The organism is Streptomyces sp. NPDC058872 (assembly GCF_042743065.1).
Taxonomy (GTDB): Bacteria; Actinomycetota; Actinomycetes; order Streptomycetales; family Streptomycetaceae; genus Streptomyces.
In genome coordinates, this window is record NZ_JBHYMK010000029.1 from 64,425 (window position 1) to 80,143 (window position 15,719).

The following is a 15,719-nucleotide window of genomic DNA, read 5'->3' on the forward strand; positions in this document are numbered from 1 at the left end:
CGGGGCGACGTCCTACGTCCGCGGGGCGAGGACGATCCAGGTCTGCCCCGGGGCGAAGGGCAGCGGGGCGCCCGAGGGGGTGGTGAACGTCGTGCCGGAGGCGGCCGAGGGACGGGACCAACGGGCCTCGTAGGCACGTCCGTCGCGGAGGACGAGCGCGGTCCCGCTGCCGATGGTCTCGCTGTACGGGGAGACCGAGCCGAGCCGGTCGTGGAAGCGGGACGGCCGCACGGCCACGCGCTGGACGACGACGGTCTCCGGAGTGAGCGGGCCGGTGTCGGTGGCGCGGGCTTCCCGGCCGTCCATGGCGACCCGCCACGCGCGGTCGGCCGCGGACCAGGTGAAGGCGTAGCGGGCCGCCGGGTAGCGGACGGTGGAGGTCTCGACCGGGCGGCCACCGGCCGGGGCGGGGCCGAAGCGGAAGCCTATGTCCCGGGCGTCCTGGGTCGCCGGGACGGCGGCGAGGGCGCGTGCGGGGCGCAGATAGAGGTCGTGCGGGGCGGACCGGTCCGGTGAGCGCAGGAACGCCCGGGGAGTGGTGGTCTCGGTGACGAGGTCGAGGGGTGCGGCCCGCAGCAGCGGGTTCAGGGCCGATTGCGCGCCCGAGTAGGCGAGGACGGGGCGCCCGAAGTCGGCGAGCAGGGCGATGTCGGACTCGCGGGCGCTGCGGACGGGGCCGGTGAGCTCGGGGAGGCGGGAGGAGTAGACGGCCAGGAGCCGGGTGACGCCGCCCTCGACCTGTTCGACGTACACCAGGTCGGCCGCGCCGAGGCCGGTGTGGGGACGGGCCGCCGGCACGTTGTCCAGCTTCACGGCCAGCACGGGGGCGGGCCGGGCGGGCAGGCCCGTGAAGGGTGACCGGCCGTTGGGTGCGGGCGCTGTCGCGGCGGGCGTGGGGGTCGGCGCGGGGACCGTGGTGGCGGGCGTGGGGGTCGGCGCGGGGACCGTGGTGGCGGGCGTGGGGGTCGGCGTGGGGCTCGGCTCCGACGGGCCCGGGCCGGAGCAGCCGTACAGCCCGGCCGCCGTCAGTGCGCACAGCAGTGCGGTGAGGATGCGGCCGGGGCGCCCGGCCCCGCGCTCGTCCGTCATGTGACGCTCCTCCACCAGTGGACCACGGCCCCCGGTGGGGATACAACGGGCGTGACGGACGACGAACGGGGCCTCGGGTGTTCTACCAGTTGATGAAGCACGTACTGCTCGGACCGCTGCTCAAGCTGCTGTTCCGGCCGCGGATCGAAGGGCTCGAACACGTCCCGGACGAGGGGGCCGCCATCATCGCGGGCAACCACCTGTCCTTCTCCGACCACTTCCTGATGCCCGCCGTCCTGGACCGACGGATCACCTTCCTCGCGAAACAGGAGTACTTCACGGGCCCCGGGCTCAAGGGGCGGCTGACGGCGGCCTTCTTCCGGGCCGCCGGGCAGATCCCGGTGGACCGGTCCGGTAAGGAGGCCGGGCAGGCGGCGATCCGGGAGGGACTCGGCGTGCTCGACCGGGGTGAACTGCTCGGCATCTACCCGGAGGGGACCCGTTCGCACGACGGGCGACTGTACAAGGGCAAGGTGGGAGTGGCGGTGATGGCGCTGACCGCCGGGGTCCCGGTGGTGCCCTGCGCCATGGTGGGGACCTTCGAGATCCAGCCGCCGGGGAAGGTCGTGCCGAGGATCCGCCGGGTCACCATCCGCTTCGGCGAACCGCTGGACTTCTCCCGGTTCGCCGGCTTGGCCCGCGAGAAGGCCGTGGTCCGGGCGGTGACGGACGAGATCATGTACGAGATCCTGCGCCTGTCGGGTCAGGAGTACGTGGACGACTACGCGGCCGAGGTGAAGGCCGCGGAGGCCAACGCCGGCGGCCCCCCGCAGAAGTTCCCGCGCGGCGATCGCTGACGGCGGATCCGCGCACGGCGCAATGCGCCGGTCCGGCACCACGGCCCGTCGTAGCGTCGCTCCATGGCCAAGGGAAGCGCATTCGTGCTGGGAGCGACGGGACAAGTGGGGCGGGCGGCCGTGCGGGCGCTCGTCGGGGACGGCTGGGAGGTGACGGCCGCCTCGCGGGGCGGCCTCGGGGACGAGGGGTGGCCGGACGGGGTCCGGTCGGTCCGGTTGGACCGGAACGAGGAGGGCGCACTGGCTGCGGCACTGGGCGGGGGCACCGACGTCCTGGTGGACGTGGTCGCGTACGACGCCGGACACGCGGCCCAGCTGACCGGTCTCGCGGACCGGATCGGCTCGGCCGTGGTGGTGTCCAGCGGGGCGGTGTACGAGGACGGGGAGGGGCGCAGCTTCGACACCCAGGACGAGCCCGACGGTTTTCCGAGCTATCCGGTGCCGATACCGGAGTCCCAGGCGACGGTGGCACCGGGCAGCACGTCGTACTCCAGCCGGAAGGTCGCCCTGGAGCGGGACCTGACGGCGGTCGGAAGGCTGCTGCCGACGACGCTGCTGCGGGCGGGGGCGATCCACGGCCCGCACTGTCGGTCCCCGCGCGAGCTGTTCTTCGTGAAGCGGGCGCTCGACCGGCGACCGGTCCGGGTGTTGGCGTACGGGGGTGCGCCGCGGTTCCATCCGGCGCACGTGGACAACCTGGCCGAGCTGATCCGGCTCGCGGCGGCACGACCGGGCACGCGGGTGCTGAACGCCGCGGACCCCGAGGCGCCGACGGTCGCGGAGATCTCTGCCGCGGTGGACGCGGTCGTCGGGGTGGAGAGCGAAACGGTCCTGGTGGACGGGCCGCCGCCGGTGGGCATCGTCGGCCTGACGCCCTGGGGCGTGGACCGGCCGATCGTGTACGACATGACGGCGGCGGAGCACGCCCTGGGCTACCGGCCGGTGGTGCGGTACGCGGAGTCGCTGCCCGCGACGGTGGAGTGGCTGGCGGAGCGACTCGCGGGGCGGGGGTGGTTGGAGGCCTTCCCGAACCTCGCGAAGTACGGGCAGGACTGGTTCGACTACGCGGCCGAGGACGCCTGGCTCGCCGCGCGCTGATCGGGAACGCCGTCCCGAGGGGGCGGGCCGCCGGACGGCCCGCCCCCTCGTTCACCGGGCTCCGGGCGAAATCACGGCTGTGCAGTGGCGTGCGGGGCGCGGGTCTGGTCCGCGGTGTACCGAGCACCGCCGTGCCTCTCGCCGGGTCCTGCCCTTCAAGGACGTGACGGTCCGTCCGGGCGGTCCCTGCGTTCCCGGGACCCGGGATGAAGGAGCGACCGCGTTTCTCCGCCGAACCCATGACCGGTGGGGCGTGTACCGCTGAGCGGTGAGGAGGGTCAGAGCGGTGCGAGTTCGTCCAGGGCCGCATCGAGGAGCCTGCGCAGCGTGAGCGCGTCCATGGCGACGGCAGTGGCGAGTGCGGCCGGTCCGGCGAGGGGCGTGACCACGGCGTTTTCCCCGTACCGTCGCGCCTCGATCGGCTTCTCTGCGAACTCTGGTTCCACAACGAGGAGTTGGCCGGTCACCCGGTACCCTCCGAGCACTGCGCCGCCGTCCCAACCGCCGGGCGCGCCGGCACCGAAGGTCAACTCCTGGTCGAGCAGGGGGCGAGCGGCACGGCGGACGGTGAGGCGGGTGCTGAGGGTTCCGGGGGACTCGCCGTGTCGGCCGAGCACCTGTTCCTCGCGGAGGACGAGCCTGGCCGTGGGGGCGAGGTCGACGGTGGTCCGCATCCTCAGGTGGGAGCCGTCGACGGAGACGAGCTGTTCGGGCAGCCAGCGGAGCACCCCGCCGTCGCCGACGGTGATCCGAACGTCGTACGCGGCGGGTTCGGCGCTCCGTCCCGGCAGGGCGAGGGTGGCCGCGGCCGAGTCGACGAGCAGTCGGGCCCCGTCCCGCACCTCGGCCTCGATCGCGAGGCGGTCGCCACCGAGCGGGGCGCTCATGGCCCCGACGACGGTGACGCGGGTGTAGGGCCCGACGGCCCGGGTCCGACGCAGGGCGAGCGGCCCCTCGCTCACCAGGAGCGGCAACCCGCCGTCGGCGGAGGCGGCGATCCGTGCGGTGGCGCGCAGGCTCACGCGGTCCATGCCCCGAGCTGCGCGCGGACCCAGTCGACGACGGGGGCGACGCCGTTCTCGGCGCGCAAGGAGGTGAAGGCGACGGGGAGCGCGCCGCGCTGCTCCTTCGCGTCCCGGGCCATCCGCTCCAGGTCGGAGCCGACGTGGGGGGCGAGGTCGGTCTTGTTGATCACCAAGAGGTCGGCGGTGGTCACGCCGGGACCGCCCTTGCGCGGGATGTCGTCGCCGCCGGCCACGTCGATGACGAAGATCTGGGCGTCGACGAGCCCCTTGGAGAAGGTGGCGGTGAGGTTGTCCCCGCCGGACTCGACGAGGACGAGGTCGAGCGGGCCGACGGCGTCCTCCAGTTCTTCGACGGCTTCGAGGTTGGCGGAGATGTCGTCGCGGATGGCGGTGTGCGGACAGGCGCCGGTCTCCACGGCCCGGATGCGTTCGGGCGGCAGTACGGCGTTGCGCAGCAGGAACTCGGCGTCCTCGCGGGTGTAGATGTCATTGGTGACGACCGCGAGGGAGAGGGTGTCGCGCAGGGCCCGGCAGAGTGCGGCGACGGTGGCGGTCTTGCCGGAGCCGACCGGCCCGCCGAGCCCGATGCGCAGGGCGCGGCGGATGCCGTCGGGGCGGTGGGCGTCGGCGGAGACGGCGCCGTGGTGGGCGCGGCCGTGGTCGAGGTGCATGGGGCGGCTCCTGGCGGGTTCTGGTGCGGGGCGGTGACGGGTCTGTCGGGGGCTGTCGGAGGGCCGTGCGGCGGGTTTCGGCGGGCCCGCGCGGGGGCGGAGGGGGCTACGAGGCGAAGAGGCGGACGGGCCAGGCCGCGTGTTGTTCGGCGGCGAGGTCGAGCAGCGGTGCGGAGGCCGCGGGCAGGGCGTCGACGCCCTGCCGGGCCGCCGCGGCGGCCCGCTCGGCCACCCGGTCCATCTCGGGCGCGAGACGGGCGAGGACGGCGGTCGCCTGGTAGGGGTCGAGGCTGAGGAGGCGTACGGCAGCGGTCGCCGGGCCGCCGACCGTCTCGTACGCGATGCAGTGCGCCGCGTCTTCGGGACCGAGCCCGGCGCCCCTCGCAGCCGTGCCGAGGACGACGGGCTGATGGGCTCCGCGCGGGAACGCACCTGCCAGCAGGTCGAGTTCGTTGCTCGGCCAGGCGATGCGGGCGGCCCTCATCAACTGGCGGCCGAGCTTGCGGGCGGCGTCCCGGAGGGCCGGCGAGGGGGTACGGGCGTCGGCCGCCGCATCGAGCGCGTAGGGGTCGAGTCCGTGCGCGGCACCGGCGGCGAGCGCGGCCGAGGTGAGGCCGGTGGTGTGCAGGCGGCCCCGGCAGAAGGACTCCAGGTCGGCCGCGTCCCTGATGCGACCGGCCTTGACGGCGGCCTCGGCACCGCCGGAGTGGGCGTGCCCGCCGGCGGGGAACCGCCCGTCGGCGAGCACCAGGAGTGCGGATCGGGTCGTCATCCGGACCCCGTCAGAAGAGGAAGTAGCGCTGGGCCATGGGGAGCTCCGCGGCGGGCGCCGGTTCGACCGGATCACCGTCGATGCTCACCGAGAAGGTGTCGGCGTCCACTTCGACCCGGGGCAGGGCGTCGTTCTCGCGCATGTCCGCCTTGGTCACCCGCCGGGTGGAACCGATGGCGGCGAATTCCTTGTGCAGGCCGAGCTTCTGGGGGAGGTCGTCCTCGATCGCCGCTTCGGAGACGAAGTTGACCGAGCCTGCCGCGGCGGCCCGGCCGAGGGCACCGAACATCGGGCGCGGCAGCACCGGCTGGGGCGTGGGAATGGAGGCGTTGGCGTCCCCCATCTGCGCGTACGCGATCTGTCCGCCCTTGACGACGACGAGCGGCTTCACTCCGAAGAAGGCGGGCTCCCAGAGCACCAGGTCGGCGAGCTTGCCCGGTTCGACGGAGCCGACGAGGTGGTCCATGCCCTGGGCGACCGCCGGATTGATCGTGTACTTGGCGACGTAGCGGCGGGCCCGGTGGTTGTCGGCGCGGCCGTCGCCGGGCAGGGCACCGCGGCGCTTCTTCATGACGTGGGCGGTCTGCCAGGTCCGCATGATCACCTCTCCGATCCGTCCCATGGCCTGGGAGTCGGAGGAGATGATCGAAATGGCACCCAGGTCGTGGAGGACGTCTTCGGCGGCGATGGTGGAGGGGCGGATGCGGGACTCGGCGAAGGCGAGGTCCTCGGGGACGGTGGGGTTGAGGTGGTGGCAGACCATCAGCATGTCGAGGTGTTCCTCGATGGTGTTGACGGTGTGGGGCCGGGTCGGGTTGGTCGAGCTGGGCAGGACGTACGGTTCGGAGACGACCGTGATGATGTCGGGGGCGTGCCCGCCGCCGGCCCCCTCGGTGTGGTAGGCGTGGATGGTGCGTCCGGCGATGGCGGCGAGGGTGTCGCCGACGAAGCCCGCCTCGTTGAGGGTGTCGGTGTGGATGGCGAGTTGGACGCCCGTTTCCTCGCACACGCCCAGGCAGGCGTCGATCACGGCGGGGGTGGCGCCCCAGTCCTCGTGGATCTTGAAGCCGAGCGCACCGCCGCGCAGCTGGGAGCGCATGGCGTCCCGGGACGTCGTGTTGCCCTTGCCGAGCAGGCCGATGTTGACGGGGAAGGTGTCGAGGGCCTCGAACATCCGGGCGGTGTGCCAGGGGCCCGGCGTGATCGTGGTCGCCTTGGTGCCCTCCGCCGGTCCGGTGCCGCCGCCGACGAGGGTGGTCACGCCGGTGGCCAGGGCCTGCTCGACGACGGTCGGCGAGATGAAGTGGACGTGGGCGTCGACGGCGCCGGCGGTGAGGATCCGGCCGTTGCCGACGATGATCTCGGTTTCGGGACCGATGACGAGGTCGGGATGGACGCCGTCCATGGTGTCGGGGTTGCCGGCCTTGCCGAGGGCGGTGATCCGGCCGTCCCTGATGCCGATGTCGGCTTTGACGACGCCCCAGTGGTCGATGACGACGGCGCCGGTGATCACGGTGTCGGGGGCGCCCTCGGCCCGGGTGGTGCGGGCTTGTCCCATCGACTCGCGCACGACCTTGCCGCCGCCGAAGACGGCTTCTTCGCCGGCCCGTCCGGGACCGCCGCAGCGGTCCTCCTCGATCTCGACGAGCAGGTCGGTGTCGGCCAGCCGGATGCGGTCACCGACGGTGGGGCCGAACAGGTCGGCGTAGACGGAGCGGTGGAGGTCAGGCACGGTCGCCCTCCTGGTCCTGCCCTGGGGCGTCGAGGGGGCCGGCGGTCTCGCCGCGCAGCCCGGGTACGATCCGACGGCCGGCGATCGGCACCAGCTCGACCTCGACGGCGATGCCGGGCTCGAAGCGGACGGCGGTGCCGGCGGCGATGTGCAACCGCTTCCCGCGGGCGGCGGCGCGGTCGAAGTCCAGACCGGGGTTGACCTCGGCGAAGTGGTAGTGGGAGCCGACCTGTACGGGCCGGTCGGCGGCATTGAGGACGGTCAGGCGGGTGACGGGGCGCCCCTCGTTGAGGGTGACGGCGCCGTCCGCGTGAAGGATCTCTCCGGGGATCATGGCCGGTCGCCCGCTCACACGATCGGGTCGTGGACGGTGACGAGCTTGGTGCCGTCGGGGAAGGTGGCCTCGACCTGGACGTCGTGGATCATCTCCGGGATGCCGTCCATGACCTCGTCGCGGGTGAGGACCTTGCGTCCCGAGGCCATCAGCTCGGCCACGGTGCGGCCGTCGCGGGCGCCTTCCAGGATGTGGGAGGTGAGGAGCGCCACGGCCTCGGGATGGTTGAGCCGCACCCCGCGGGCCCGGCGCTTCTCGGCCACGTCGGCCGCCACATGGATGAGCAGGCGCTCCTGCTCGTGCGGGCTCAGTTGCACTCTTCCACCTCACAGTCGTCGACCGGGACGACACCCGGACAGCTGCGGACCCTACCGACCGTCAACACTCTGTTGAACTGCGACGACGCGTGTGCGGCCAGAGATTGCACGTTAGGGCGGAAGTTTTTCCGGCTCGTTAACTCCGGCTTGGTGATCCCATGATCATTCGATCGAACCGGTCCCTTCGGGCGGCGACGGAGGGACGGACATGGACATGATTCCGCGCAGGCCGTCCTCCAGGACCTCGGCGGTGACGCCCCCGAAGAGCGCCTGCTGGGCGATGAAGCCCTGGGCAGCGGCGATGAGGGTGCGGGCCACGTGCTCGGGCGGAACGTCGGCGGCCAGGATGCCGCTCTCCCGGTAGGCGACGACCAGCCCCGTCCACGCCTCGCGCATCCCGTGGTAGCCCTCGCCGAGGGTGTCGGCCAGCTCCTCGTTCCTCAGGGTCTCCGTCCACACCTGGACGATCAGGCGCGCGAAGGCCTGCGGGTCCGCGCCCTCGATCCGCTCCTCCAGGAAGAGCCTGAGCACCGCACCGAGGAGGACGTCGGGGGTGGGTGGCGGAGTGGCGCGGGACGCCTCTTCGAAGGCGCCCCGGATCGAGGTGAAGACCCCGGACGCGATCGCGGCGATCAGCTCGTCCTTGCTGCGGAAGTAGCGGTAGACGGCCCCGGCGGACAGCCCCACCTCGGCGAGCACGTCCTGCATGGAGGTGGCGTGGAAGCCGTTCCGGGCGAAGCAGCGCGCTGCGCCGTCGAGGATCTGACGCCGTCGGGCGTCGAGGTGTTCTTGGGAGACGCGTGCCATGGGACGAATTTAAAACGAATGTTCATTCTTGACAACTTCCCACCCTCGGAGCACAGTGGCGCTGAAATTAAAACGAACAATCCTTCTCTTTGAATCGAGGTCGTCATGGCCGCCGACACCGACCGCTCGACCACCGCGGGGCACAGAACCCTCGCGGTGCTCGTCCTGATACCGGCCGTCGCCGCGCTGGCCCTCTCGCTCTTCGCCTGGCCGGCGGCACGCATCGCCCCCCGAGACCTACCGATCGGCGTGGCCGGCCCCACTGCGGCGGTCGAGGCCGTGGAGCGGGGGCTCAACCGCCGCGAGGGGGCCTTCGAGGTCCACCGGTACGCGGACGCGGGCGAGGCCAGGGCCGCGATCGAGGCCCGCGATGTATACGGCGCCGTGGTCGTCACCCCGCAGGGAACGGAGCTCCTCACCGCCTCGGCGGCGAGCCCCGTCGTGGCCGGGCTCCTGCGCGAGGCCGTCACCGCGCAGGCACCGGCGGATGCGCCGGTGCGGGTCACCGACGTGGTCGCCGCACCGGCCGGGGACCCCCGGGGCGCCGTGCTCGGAGCGAGCCTGTTGCCCCTCGCCCTCGCCGGTGCGGCCACCGGCGCCATCACCGTCCTCCTGGGCCTGCGCGGAGTGCGGGGGGCCGCCACCCAGGTGGGTGCGGCTGCGCTCGCGGGCCTCGTGGGCGCGGCGCTCGCCGACAGTTGGCTCGGCGCCCTGGACGGTTCCTGGTGGGCGGAGGCCGGGGTGTTGGGTCTGACCGTGCTGGCGATCGGTGCGACGTTCGCCGGACTCACCGCCCTGCTCGGCCGGCCGGGCCTCGGCCTGGGCGCGGCCCTGACGATCCTGTTGGGCAATGCGTTCTCGGGAATGTCGGGCGCACCCGAACTGCTGCCCTCCGGGGTCGGCGCACTGGGTCAGTGGCTGCCGCCGGGCGCAGCGGGCTCGGCCCTGCGCTCCGTGTCCTCCTTCGAGGGCGCGGCGGCCGGCCGACCCCTGCTCGTGCTCTCCCTGTGGGCGGCGGCGGGCCTCGGGGCGACGGTGTTCGGGGCGCGGCGGCGCAGCGAGGGAGCGTCCCCCTCACCGGCGCCGGCAGCAGCGACCGTGGGCTGAGGGGCCCACTCGCCACGAGAACGGTCCCGCGCCCACGGAGCAGATCGGGCTCCAGCGGTCGCGCCGTGCCTGGGGGCCGGAACGGCACCCGACCGTACAGGTGCTTCCCGCCCCGAGGGGGAGGGGAGCACCTTGCCTTCGCACGAGGCCAGATCGGGCTCACTTCGGCCGCCGCGCATCGGGCTCGCAGGCCACTCCGTCGCACTGGCGCGTACGGTCGTTCGCCGTCCGAGGAGTCACGAAGTGACGCCCCGCCCCGATCCGTTTCCCCACCCGACGCACTGCCGCGGCCCGCGACAGCGACCGTCCGGGCCGCGTGTCGCGCGTTCCCGGCCGCTCTGGAACCGCTACGGGGCGAGGCGTTCCGGTACTACCGCCGCCTGACCGGCAGCGTCTGGGACGCCTGCCCGAGCCCGACCCGGCCGCCGCCCTCGCCCGCCGCACCGCTCCCGACCGGGGCGCACTCGACGCCCTGGCGGCGGCGTTCGCCGCCTACGACCCGGACGGGCCGGCCCGGCTCCTCGGCGAGGGAGCGATCAGCGCGCGCCGGGGTCGCGGTGGTGGGCGGCGATGCCGAAGCGGCGCTGTTCGCCGGGAGCGGAGTCGGCTGCACCGAAGCCGGAGACGGAACTGACCACCTGCTCGTCGGAAGGCTTCTCCGCAGCTTCGAGTTCTGCCAGGTCAGCCGCGGACACCAGGGCGACGAGGGGCTTCCCGTGGCGGGTGACGACGACGCGTTCACCGCCGTACACCACACGGTTGATGAGGTCGGCGAGCTCAGCCCGCGCTTGCGTCACCGGGATCTCGTAAGTCATGCTCCCCATCTTACGATCTGTACATCCTGTACATTTCTTGAGGAGAGATGGAGGTGCCCGGTCATGGATGACCGCTACGTCTTGCCCGAGTTCACGGAGCACGGCCGCTTCGGCGTGCGAACCCTCGACCCCTACGCAAAGCTCCTGGACTCGCGGATCGTCCTCCTGGGCACGCCGATCGACGACACCGCAGCCCATGACGCCGTCGCACAGCTCCTGCACCTCGACCACGCGGCCCCCGGTCGGGACATCGCCCTCTACATCAACTCGCCCGGGGGTTCGGTCAGCGCCATGACCGCGATCCACGACACCCTGCAGACCCTCTCCTGCGACGTCGAAACCACCTGTCTGGGCCGGGCCGGAACCACCGCCGCCGTCCTGCTCGCCGCCGGCACTCCGGGCAAGCGCCTGATCCTCCCCGGGGCCCGCGTCACGCTCCGCCAGCCGGCCCCGGACGGTCCCTTCCAGGGGCGGCCGGGCGAACTGGAGGTCCACGCGCACGAACTCCTGCGACAGCGCGCCCTGCTGGCCGGACTGCTCGCCGAACACACCGGGCGGGAGCGCGAGCGGATCGACGCCGACCTCGACCGCCTGACGGTCCTGGACGCAGCGGCAGCCGTCGCCTTCGGACTGGTGGACCACGTGGTCTCCAGTCGGCGCGGCACCGGCGCCACCCGGTGAGCCGGCCGTGGTGCCCGAGCTCCCTCCGCTGCCCGCGCTGACCCGCGCCGAGGGCGAGTTGGTCGATGCGTACCTCGAAGTCATCGACCTCCTCGGAAAGATCAACCCGTCCAGGGGAGCACACACCTACGGCGCCCTACGGGCGGCACAGGCCCTGGTGGGGCGCGCGGTGGCGCTGCGCGACGCCCTGACCCTCATGCACGTGCGGGGCGAGAGCGAGGTCCACGCGGACACCCTGGCCCGCGCCCTGCGGGTGTTGGACGGCGAGCGGCGCACCGACCGGGTCACCGTCCCGCGGACTCGGGCGAGTTGACATTGCGGCATGTCGTGTCGAGGTCCGGACGGCCGACGACCGGCGCAGGAACCCTCCCTCGTTCGGCGTAGCGGACAAGTCGACATGTGGAGGGGGAGAGTTGCACGGCAGGTGTACGCATCTGGCGCAATCTGGCATTCCACCGCTGGTACAGGGCTCGTCAACCACCTCTCCAAAGGTCGCTAAAGCATCTTGTCCACCCGAACGGATCAGTCGTGAGGAGCCTCACATATCGCCGTTTCAGCTCGGTTTTCGACCCGTACATGGGTCAAGATCCCTGTCGACGACAAGCCCCCGCCATCCGAGGCGGGGCGGTCCGGGCGGACGCCGAGTCCTGCCGCCGTCCGGGCGTCTGGTCGACAGGAGTGGATCGGCAGGAGTGGAGGACCCGAGCAGTACGGGACCCGAACGCTGCTTCGCGCAGCGGTCCGTCCCTTGGGGTGAAGCCGCAGCCGCGGCCGGGCATCTTCGCCTGCCCGAACCCGACAGGTCATCCTTCGCAGGCGGCTGACGAAGGGTTGCGCATGACTGCGCAGATGCACGTCCCGTCCCTGCTGTCCCGGGCCGGAGCCGTCTCGGCTCTGACCCTCGCCGCCGTCGGCGGCACGATGCTCGCACCGGGTGCGACGCCGGAGGCCCAGGCAGCGACCACCTACGCGAACAAGGCACTGAGCATCGCCGCCTCCAAGAAAGGAGCCCCGTACCGCTACGGGAGCGCCGGACCCAGCAGGTTCGACTGCTCCGGCCTGACGCTCTACGCGTACAAGAAGGCGGGCAAGTCGCTGCCCCGGACCGCGCAGCAGCAGTACAACAAGACCCGTCACGTTTCGGCCGCCAGCAGGCAGAAGGGGGACCTGGTCTTCTTCCACTCCGGCGGGAGGGTCTACCACGTGGGCATCTATGCCGGCAGCGGCAAGATCTGGCACTCGCCCAAGACGGGCTCCTGGGTGAAGCTCGACAAGATCTGGACCTCGAAGGTCCTTTACGGTCGCGTCTAGGGAGGGTACCGGGTCGTCATCAACCTGCGGGTTTTGCCTGTGCGGCGGGGCCTGGACGGGTAGGCCTTCCCGGGTGACTCGTGTGCGGCTGACGGATGCGGAGTGGGAGTTCATCGGGCCTTACCTGCCGATCGGCGAGTACGGCCCGTACCCCGGGCGGCTGCGGCAGCACTTCGAGAGTGTGGGCTGGTGGTTAAGGGGCGGCCACGACGAACAAACCGGGCAGGAAACCGAAGGTGATCCCGAGCGGGAAGAACGACGGCGCATCCGGCGCCGACGGAAACTCCGGCTGAAGGCCGCCCTCCTCGGACGCTCCAGGGGCGGACAGACCAGCAAGATCCATGTCTCCGGCGACCGGAAGTGCCGCCCGCTGGCGTTCATCCTGACCGCGGGACAAGCAGGCGGCAGCCCGCAGTTCATCCCCGTGCCGCGAAAGGTACGGGTCCGCGGGCCCGTCGGCCGGCCCCGCACCCGGCCCGACGCGGTCGCCGGGGACTCCCGGCCCGGCGCCCTGTGCACCTCCCACAGCGGCACCCGGACCCGCCTCCACGACGTCCACCGCGCCCGCACCGCCGCCCTCGCGATCACCAGCCGATCCGGTCACCGGCGCCACCGCCCCCGGCACGTGGCGGCCGGTCCCAGTGACCGGGCAGGCCGACCGGCCATCCGCCTTCTCCTCACGCCCCGTCGACGGGGCGCTCGTCGACGGGGCGCGCCACTGGCCGAACTCGCACTTGCTGGAGCACGTCCCGTGCTCGCACCCTGCCCGCGCCGCCGGATCGGGAGCCTGCGTCCACAATGCCCCGCCCGGCGGCCAGGAGCCCGTCGCCCGCGTCGAGTGCCGTGGCGGTCGTCGGTTCGCGTGGCCGTACCGGGTCCACCGCGCGGTGCCCAAGCTCCCGACGACGGTCGCGGAGGAGGCCGCGCTCGACGCCGCGAGGGACGCCCGCCAGACCTGTCCCGCCTGCCGCCACTGCTTCCACCGTGTCCCCTGCGCTCCTTGGGCTCGTGCCTGGAGCGCTACAACGGCACACCTGTCGCCCCTGCCTCCTCCATCCCTCCCCCGGCCAAGCATCTGCTCGCTGGTCAAAGCCTCGGTCCCCAGCACGTCCTTGGGGGGCGAGCGCAGTACGTCGGAAGCCGTCTTCGCCGCGGCGCCGTTCGCCGCAGTAAAGGGGCCGCCAGCAAGAAACGTCTTGCTCTGCCATTCCCCAATCGTGATCATGTGCCGAATGCGATTCTTTCCCGCTGCTGAGGACCCCACCGCCCTGGACCGTGCCGCCGCGTACCCGGCCGACGGTCCCATCACCGCCCTGACCGCTGAGAGGATCCGCGAGGAGCTCGGTGCCAACCAGTTCCGCCCGGAATGGGTCTGGCTTGCCGAGGACGCGAACGGGCACGTCTCTGCCCGTGCGCTGTGGTGGGGCCGTGCCGACAGCGAGCGGCCCATAGCGCTCGATTGCCTCCAGGTCCGCTCCACCGTCGCCCATCCGGTTGCCGTCGCCACCAGGCTCCTCGAAGCCGGGCATGCCGCCTTCGGCACCCGGCCGCTGTACAACCTCTCCCTCCCCGCGGACTGGAGCAGCCGACCGGAACTGAGCGAGGCGGTGGCCTGGCGTCGCGAGGCGGGCCTGCGTACGGGGCTGAGCCGGGAGATTCAGCGCCTGCGCTACGAGTGGACTCCGGCGGCGGGGCTGCCCGAGGCCGGCGGTCGGCTGACGTTCCGCGAGGGCAGCGACGAGGAGTTCCTGGATGCCTTCGTCCGGGTGTCGGGCGACAGCCTCGACCAGGCCACCCGTGACGAGCTGCGCGCAAAAAGCGCCAGGCAGCTGGCCGAAGAGGACATGAAGTTCTACCTCGACTGCCCGGGCGATCGCTCCTGGTGGAGGCTTGCGGAGCTGCCCGACGGCACTCTCGCCGGCCTGGCCGTCCCGTCAGCGACCCCGTACAACCGCAACGTCGGATATCTCGGTGTCGTACCCGAGCAGCGCGGCAAAGGGCTGATCGATGAGATCCTCGCCGAGATCACCCGCTTCCACGCGACCGAACGCGCCGAGCGCATCACCGCGACCACGGACACGACGAACATCCCGATGGCCGCCGCCTTCGACCGCGCCAACTACAAGGTGACGGAGATCCGCATGGTTCTGGAGGCTCCGAGGGCCGCATGACATGCCGACGGAAACGGCGTCGTACCACCACGAGCAGCAATGCGTCAGTAGCCCCACCATCTGTTCGTCGCGGCCGTCCGCTTTGACCTGGCCTTCTCCGCCTCGGCGGCAGCCTTCTCCCACACGGTGAGGATCTCCTCGTCCAGGTGCATGCCGGCCGCGTCGTGATGGGCCCGGACGGTGGTGGAGTCGATGGCGACCAGGGACAGGTCCACCTCGCCCCGCTTGGCGGCCTACCCGTCCAGGCCCCGCCGCACAGGCAAAACCCGCAGGTTGATCACGACCCAGTACCCTCCCTAGCACCCATGCCGGGCACTGGTCCAGGCAGGGGGAACGCCGCCGCACCCCCGTCGTGGAGCGGGAGTTCGGGCGGTGCGCCTCAGGCGTACGAGCCCGACACCGGTGCCGGAGCCCAGGGAAGCGTGATCCACACCGTCTTGCCGCCCTCCTCGGTCGGCGTGACCGAGAGCCGGCCGCCCGCCTCCGCCGCGAGCGAGCGGATGATGACCAGGCCCCGGCCGTTGTCCTGCTGGACCGCTGCCGGAAGACGGCGGGGCCAGCGGGGGTGGCTGTCGGTGACGCCGATGTGGAGCCGCTCCTCGCGCTCCCAGCGGACGTCGACCGTGAAGGTGGGCGACTGGCCGAAGGTGTGCAACACCGCATTGGTGGCCAGCTCCGAGACCATCAGACGGATCGCGTCCGCCAGGTCGGCGGCGCCGTCGAAACCCCACCCGTCGAGGACCTCCACGACGAACCGCCGGGCCATGGGGACCGACGCGGGATCGCTCGGCAGCGTGACGGTTGCTTCTTGGTGGTCTGCCATGGCGACGCTGTCCCTTTCCCGCCGGGGCGCATGCTCCGGATCGCGCTTCGCGTCAGAGTGCCACCGATCGTGCCGCGCCGACAGGCGTTCCTCCAAGATATGTCCCCATCTGTCGCCCGAAGCGGTGAACTCTTGCTTCCGTCAACCCCTTTGGGAGAGCCGTCGGGCC

General features: G+C 72.3%; 18 protein-coding genes, 1 pseudogene and 1 riboswitch. Of the genes and pseudogenes, 8 read left to right on the forward strand and 11 right to left on the reverse strand.

Translation table 11 applies throughout. The features are described from left to right. Positions 1 to 12: 12 nt before the first annotated feature. Positions 13 to 1,089, reverse strand: a complete 1,077-nt coding sequence (locus tag ACFW22_RS19810; RefSeq protein ID WP_386406110.1) for a DUF3048 domain-containing protein — start codon at positions 1,087 to 1,089, stop codon at positions 13 to 15. Between the two features lie 92 nt (positions 1,090 to 1,181). On the opposite strand from ACFW22_RS19810, the gene ACFW22_RS19815 reads away from it, so the two are divergent. Both ACFW22_RS19815 and ACFW22_RS19820 read left to right on the forward strand, forming a co-directional pair. Further along, positions 1,182 to 1,886, forward strand: a complete 705-nt coding sequence (locus tag ACFW22_RS19815) for a lysophospholipid acyltransferase family protein (RefSeq protein WP_386406113.1) — start codon at positions 1,182 to 1,184, stop codon at positions 1,884 to 1,886. Positions 1,887 to 1,949: 63 nt separating this feature from the next. Continuing rightward, the gene (locus ACFW22_RS19820) at positions 1,950 to 2,984 is read left to right on the forward strand and encodes an NAD-dependent epimerase/dehydratase family protein (protein ID WP_386406116.1); all 1,035 of its coding nucleotides are present in this window, start codon (positions 1,950 to 1,952) and stop codon (positions 2,982 to 2,984) included. 278 nt (positions 2,985 to 3,262) lie between these two features. On the opposite strand, the gene ACFW22_RS19825 is transcribed toward ACFW22_RS19820, so the two are convergent. The 7 genes from ACFW22_RS19825 to ACFW22_RS19855 form a co-directional block, all read right to left on the reverse strand. Next, the gene (locus ACFW22_RS19825) at positions 3,263 to 4,006 is read right to left on the reverse strand and encodes an urease accessory protein UreD (protein WP_386406199.1); all 744 of its coding nucleotides are present in this window, start codon (positions 4,004 to 4,006) and stop codon (positions 3,263 to 3,265) included. Beyond that, entirely contained in the window at positions 4,003 to 4,680 is a 678-nt protein-coding gene (gene ureG / locus ACFW22_RS19830; protein ID WP_386406119.1) for an urease accessory protein UreG, read from the reverse strand. The genes ACFW22_RS19825 and ureG overlap by 4 nt, the downstream gene beginning before the upstream one ends. A gap of 106 nt (positions 4,681 to 4,786) precedes the next feature. Further along, complete coding sequence (locus tag ACFW22_RS19835; RefSeq protein ID WP_386406122.1) at positions 4,787 to 5,452, reverse strand: urease accessory protein UreF; 666 nt, start codon at positions 5,450 to 5,452, stop codon at positions 4,787 to 4,789. 10 nt (positions 5,453 to 5,462) lie between these two features. Further along, positions 5,463 to 7,184 (reverse strand): urease subunit alpha, encoded by a 1,722-nt coding sequence (locus tag ACFW22_RS19840; RefSeq protein ID WP_386406124.1) that lies wholly within the window; start codon positions 7,182 to 7,184, stop codon positions 5,463 to 5,465. Next, positions 7,177 to 7,518, reverse strand: coding sequence for an urease subunit beta (locus ACFW22_RS19845; RefSeq protein ID WP_386406127.1), 342 nt, complete (start codon positions 7,516 to 7,518; stop codon positions 7,177 to 7,179). Before ACFW22_RS19845 ends, ACFW22_RS19840 begins: the two co-directional genes overlap by 8 nt. 14 nt (positions 7,519 to 7,532) lie before the next feature. Beyond that, the gene (locus ACFW22_RS19850; protein ID WP_033201785.1) at positions 7,533 to 7,835 is read right to left on the reverse strand and encodes an urease subunit gamma; all 303 of its coding nucleotides are present in this window, start codon (positions 7,833 to 7,835) and stop codon (positions 7,533 to 7,535) included. 162 nt (positions 7,836 to 7,997) lie between these two features. Then, a complete protein-coding gene (locus ACFW22_RS19855; protein WP_386406132.1) occupies positions 7,998 to 8,642 on the reverse strand; it encodes a TetR/AcrR family transcriptional regulator in 645 nt (214 codons plus the stop codon). 105 nt (positions 8,643 to 8,747) lie between these two features. Here ACFW22_RS19855 and ACFW22_RS19860 point away from each other — a divergent pair, with 105 nt between their 5' ends. Further along, positions 8,748 to 9,749 carry an ABC transporter permease gene (locus ACFW22_RS19860; protein ID WP_386406135.1) on the forward strand — a complete coding sequence of 334 codons (1,002 nt, stop codon included), beginning with the start codon at positions 8,748 to 8,750 and terminating at the stop codon, positions 9,747 to 9,749. A 536-nt stretch (positions 9,750 to 10,285) separates the two neighbouring features. Here ACFW22_RS19860 and ACFW22_RS19865 read toward each other — a convergent pair. After that, positions 10,286 to 10,564, reverse strand: coding sequence for a type II toxin-antitoxin system Phd/YefM family antitoxin (locus tag ACFW22_RS19865; protein WP_386406138.1), 279 nt, complete (start codon positions 10,562 to 10,564; stop codon positions 10,286 to 10,288). 63 nt (positions 10,565 to 10,627) lie between these two features. Between ACFW22_RS19865 and ACFW22_RS19870 the strand changes: the two genes are divergently transcribed. The 5 genes and pseudogenes from ACFW22_RS19870 (at position 10,628) to ACFW22_RS19890 (ending at position 14,727) form a co-directional block, all read left to right on the forward strand. Next, a complete protein-coding gene (locus tag ACFW22_RS19870) occupies positions 10,628 to 11,245 on the forward strand; it encodes an ATP-dependent Clp protease proteolytic subunit (RefSeq protein WP_386406141.1) in 618 nt (205 codons plus the stop codon). Between the two features lie 7 nt (positions 11,246 to 11,252). Then, complete coding sequence (locus ACFW22_RS19875) at positions 11,253 to 11,558, forward strand: hypothetical protein (RefSeq protein WP_386406144.1); 306 nt, start codon at positions 11,253 to 11,255, stop codon at positions 11,556 to 11,558. Positions 11,559 to 11,873: 315 nt separating this feature from the next. Further along, positions 11,874 to 12,079, forward strand: a riboswitch (cyclic di-AMP (ydaO/yuaA leader). Positions 12,080 to 12,082: 3 nt separating this feature from the next. Beyond that, positions 12,083 to 12,556, forward strand: coding sequence for a C40 family peptidase (locus ACFW22_RS19880; protein ID WP_384884699.1), 474 nt, complete (start codon positions 12,083 to 12,085; stop codon positions 12,554 to 12,556). Positions 12,557 to 12,629: 73 nt separating this feature from the next. Beyond that, a pseudogene (locus tag ACFW22_RS19885) lies at positions 12,630 to 13,217 on the forward strand (hypothetical protein); the annotation flags it as partial. A gap of 571 nt (positions 13,218 to 13,788) precedes the next feature. Further along, positions 13,789 to 14,727, forward strand: a complete 939-nt coding sequence (locus tag ACFW22_RS19890) for a GNAT family N-acetyltransferase (RefSeq protein WP_386406147.1) — start codon at positions 13,789 to 13,791, stop codon at positions 14,725 to 14,727. A gap of 44 nt (positions 14,728 to 14,771) precedes the next feature. Here the strand turns inward: ACFW22_RS19890 and ACFW22_RS19895 are convergent, their stop codons facing one another. Both ACFW22_RS19895 and ACFW22_RS19900 read right to left on the reverse strand, forming a co-directional pair. Next, on the reverse strand, positions 14,772 to 14,942 hold the full coding sequence (locus tag ACFW22_RS19895) for a hypothetical protein (RefSeq protein ID WP_386406149.1): 171 nt from the start codon (positions 14,940 to 14,942) through the stop codon (positions 14,772 to 14,774). 164 nt (positions 14,943 to 15,106) lie between these two features. Further along, positions 15,107 to 15,550 carry an ATP-binding protein gene (locus ACFW22_RS19900; protein ID WP_386406152.1) on the reverse strand — a complete coding sequence of 148 codons (444 nt, stop codon included), beginning with the start codon at positions 15,548 to 15,550 and terminating at the stop codon, positions 15,107 to 15,109. Positions 15,551 to 15,719 lie beyond the last annotated feature (169 nt).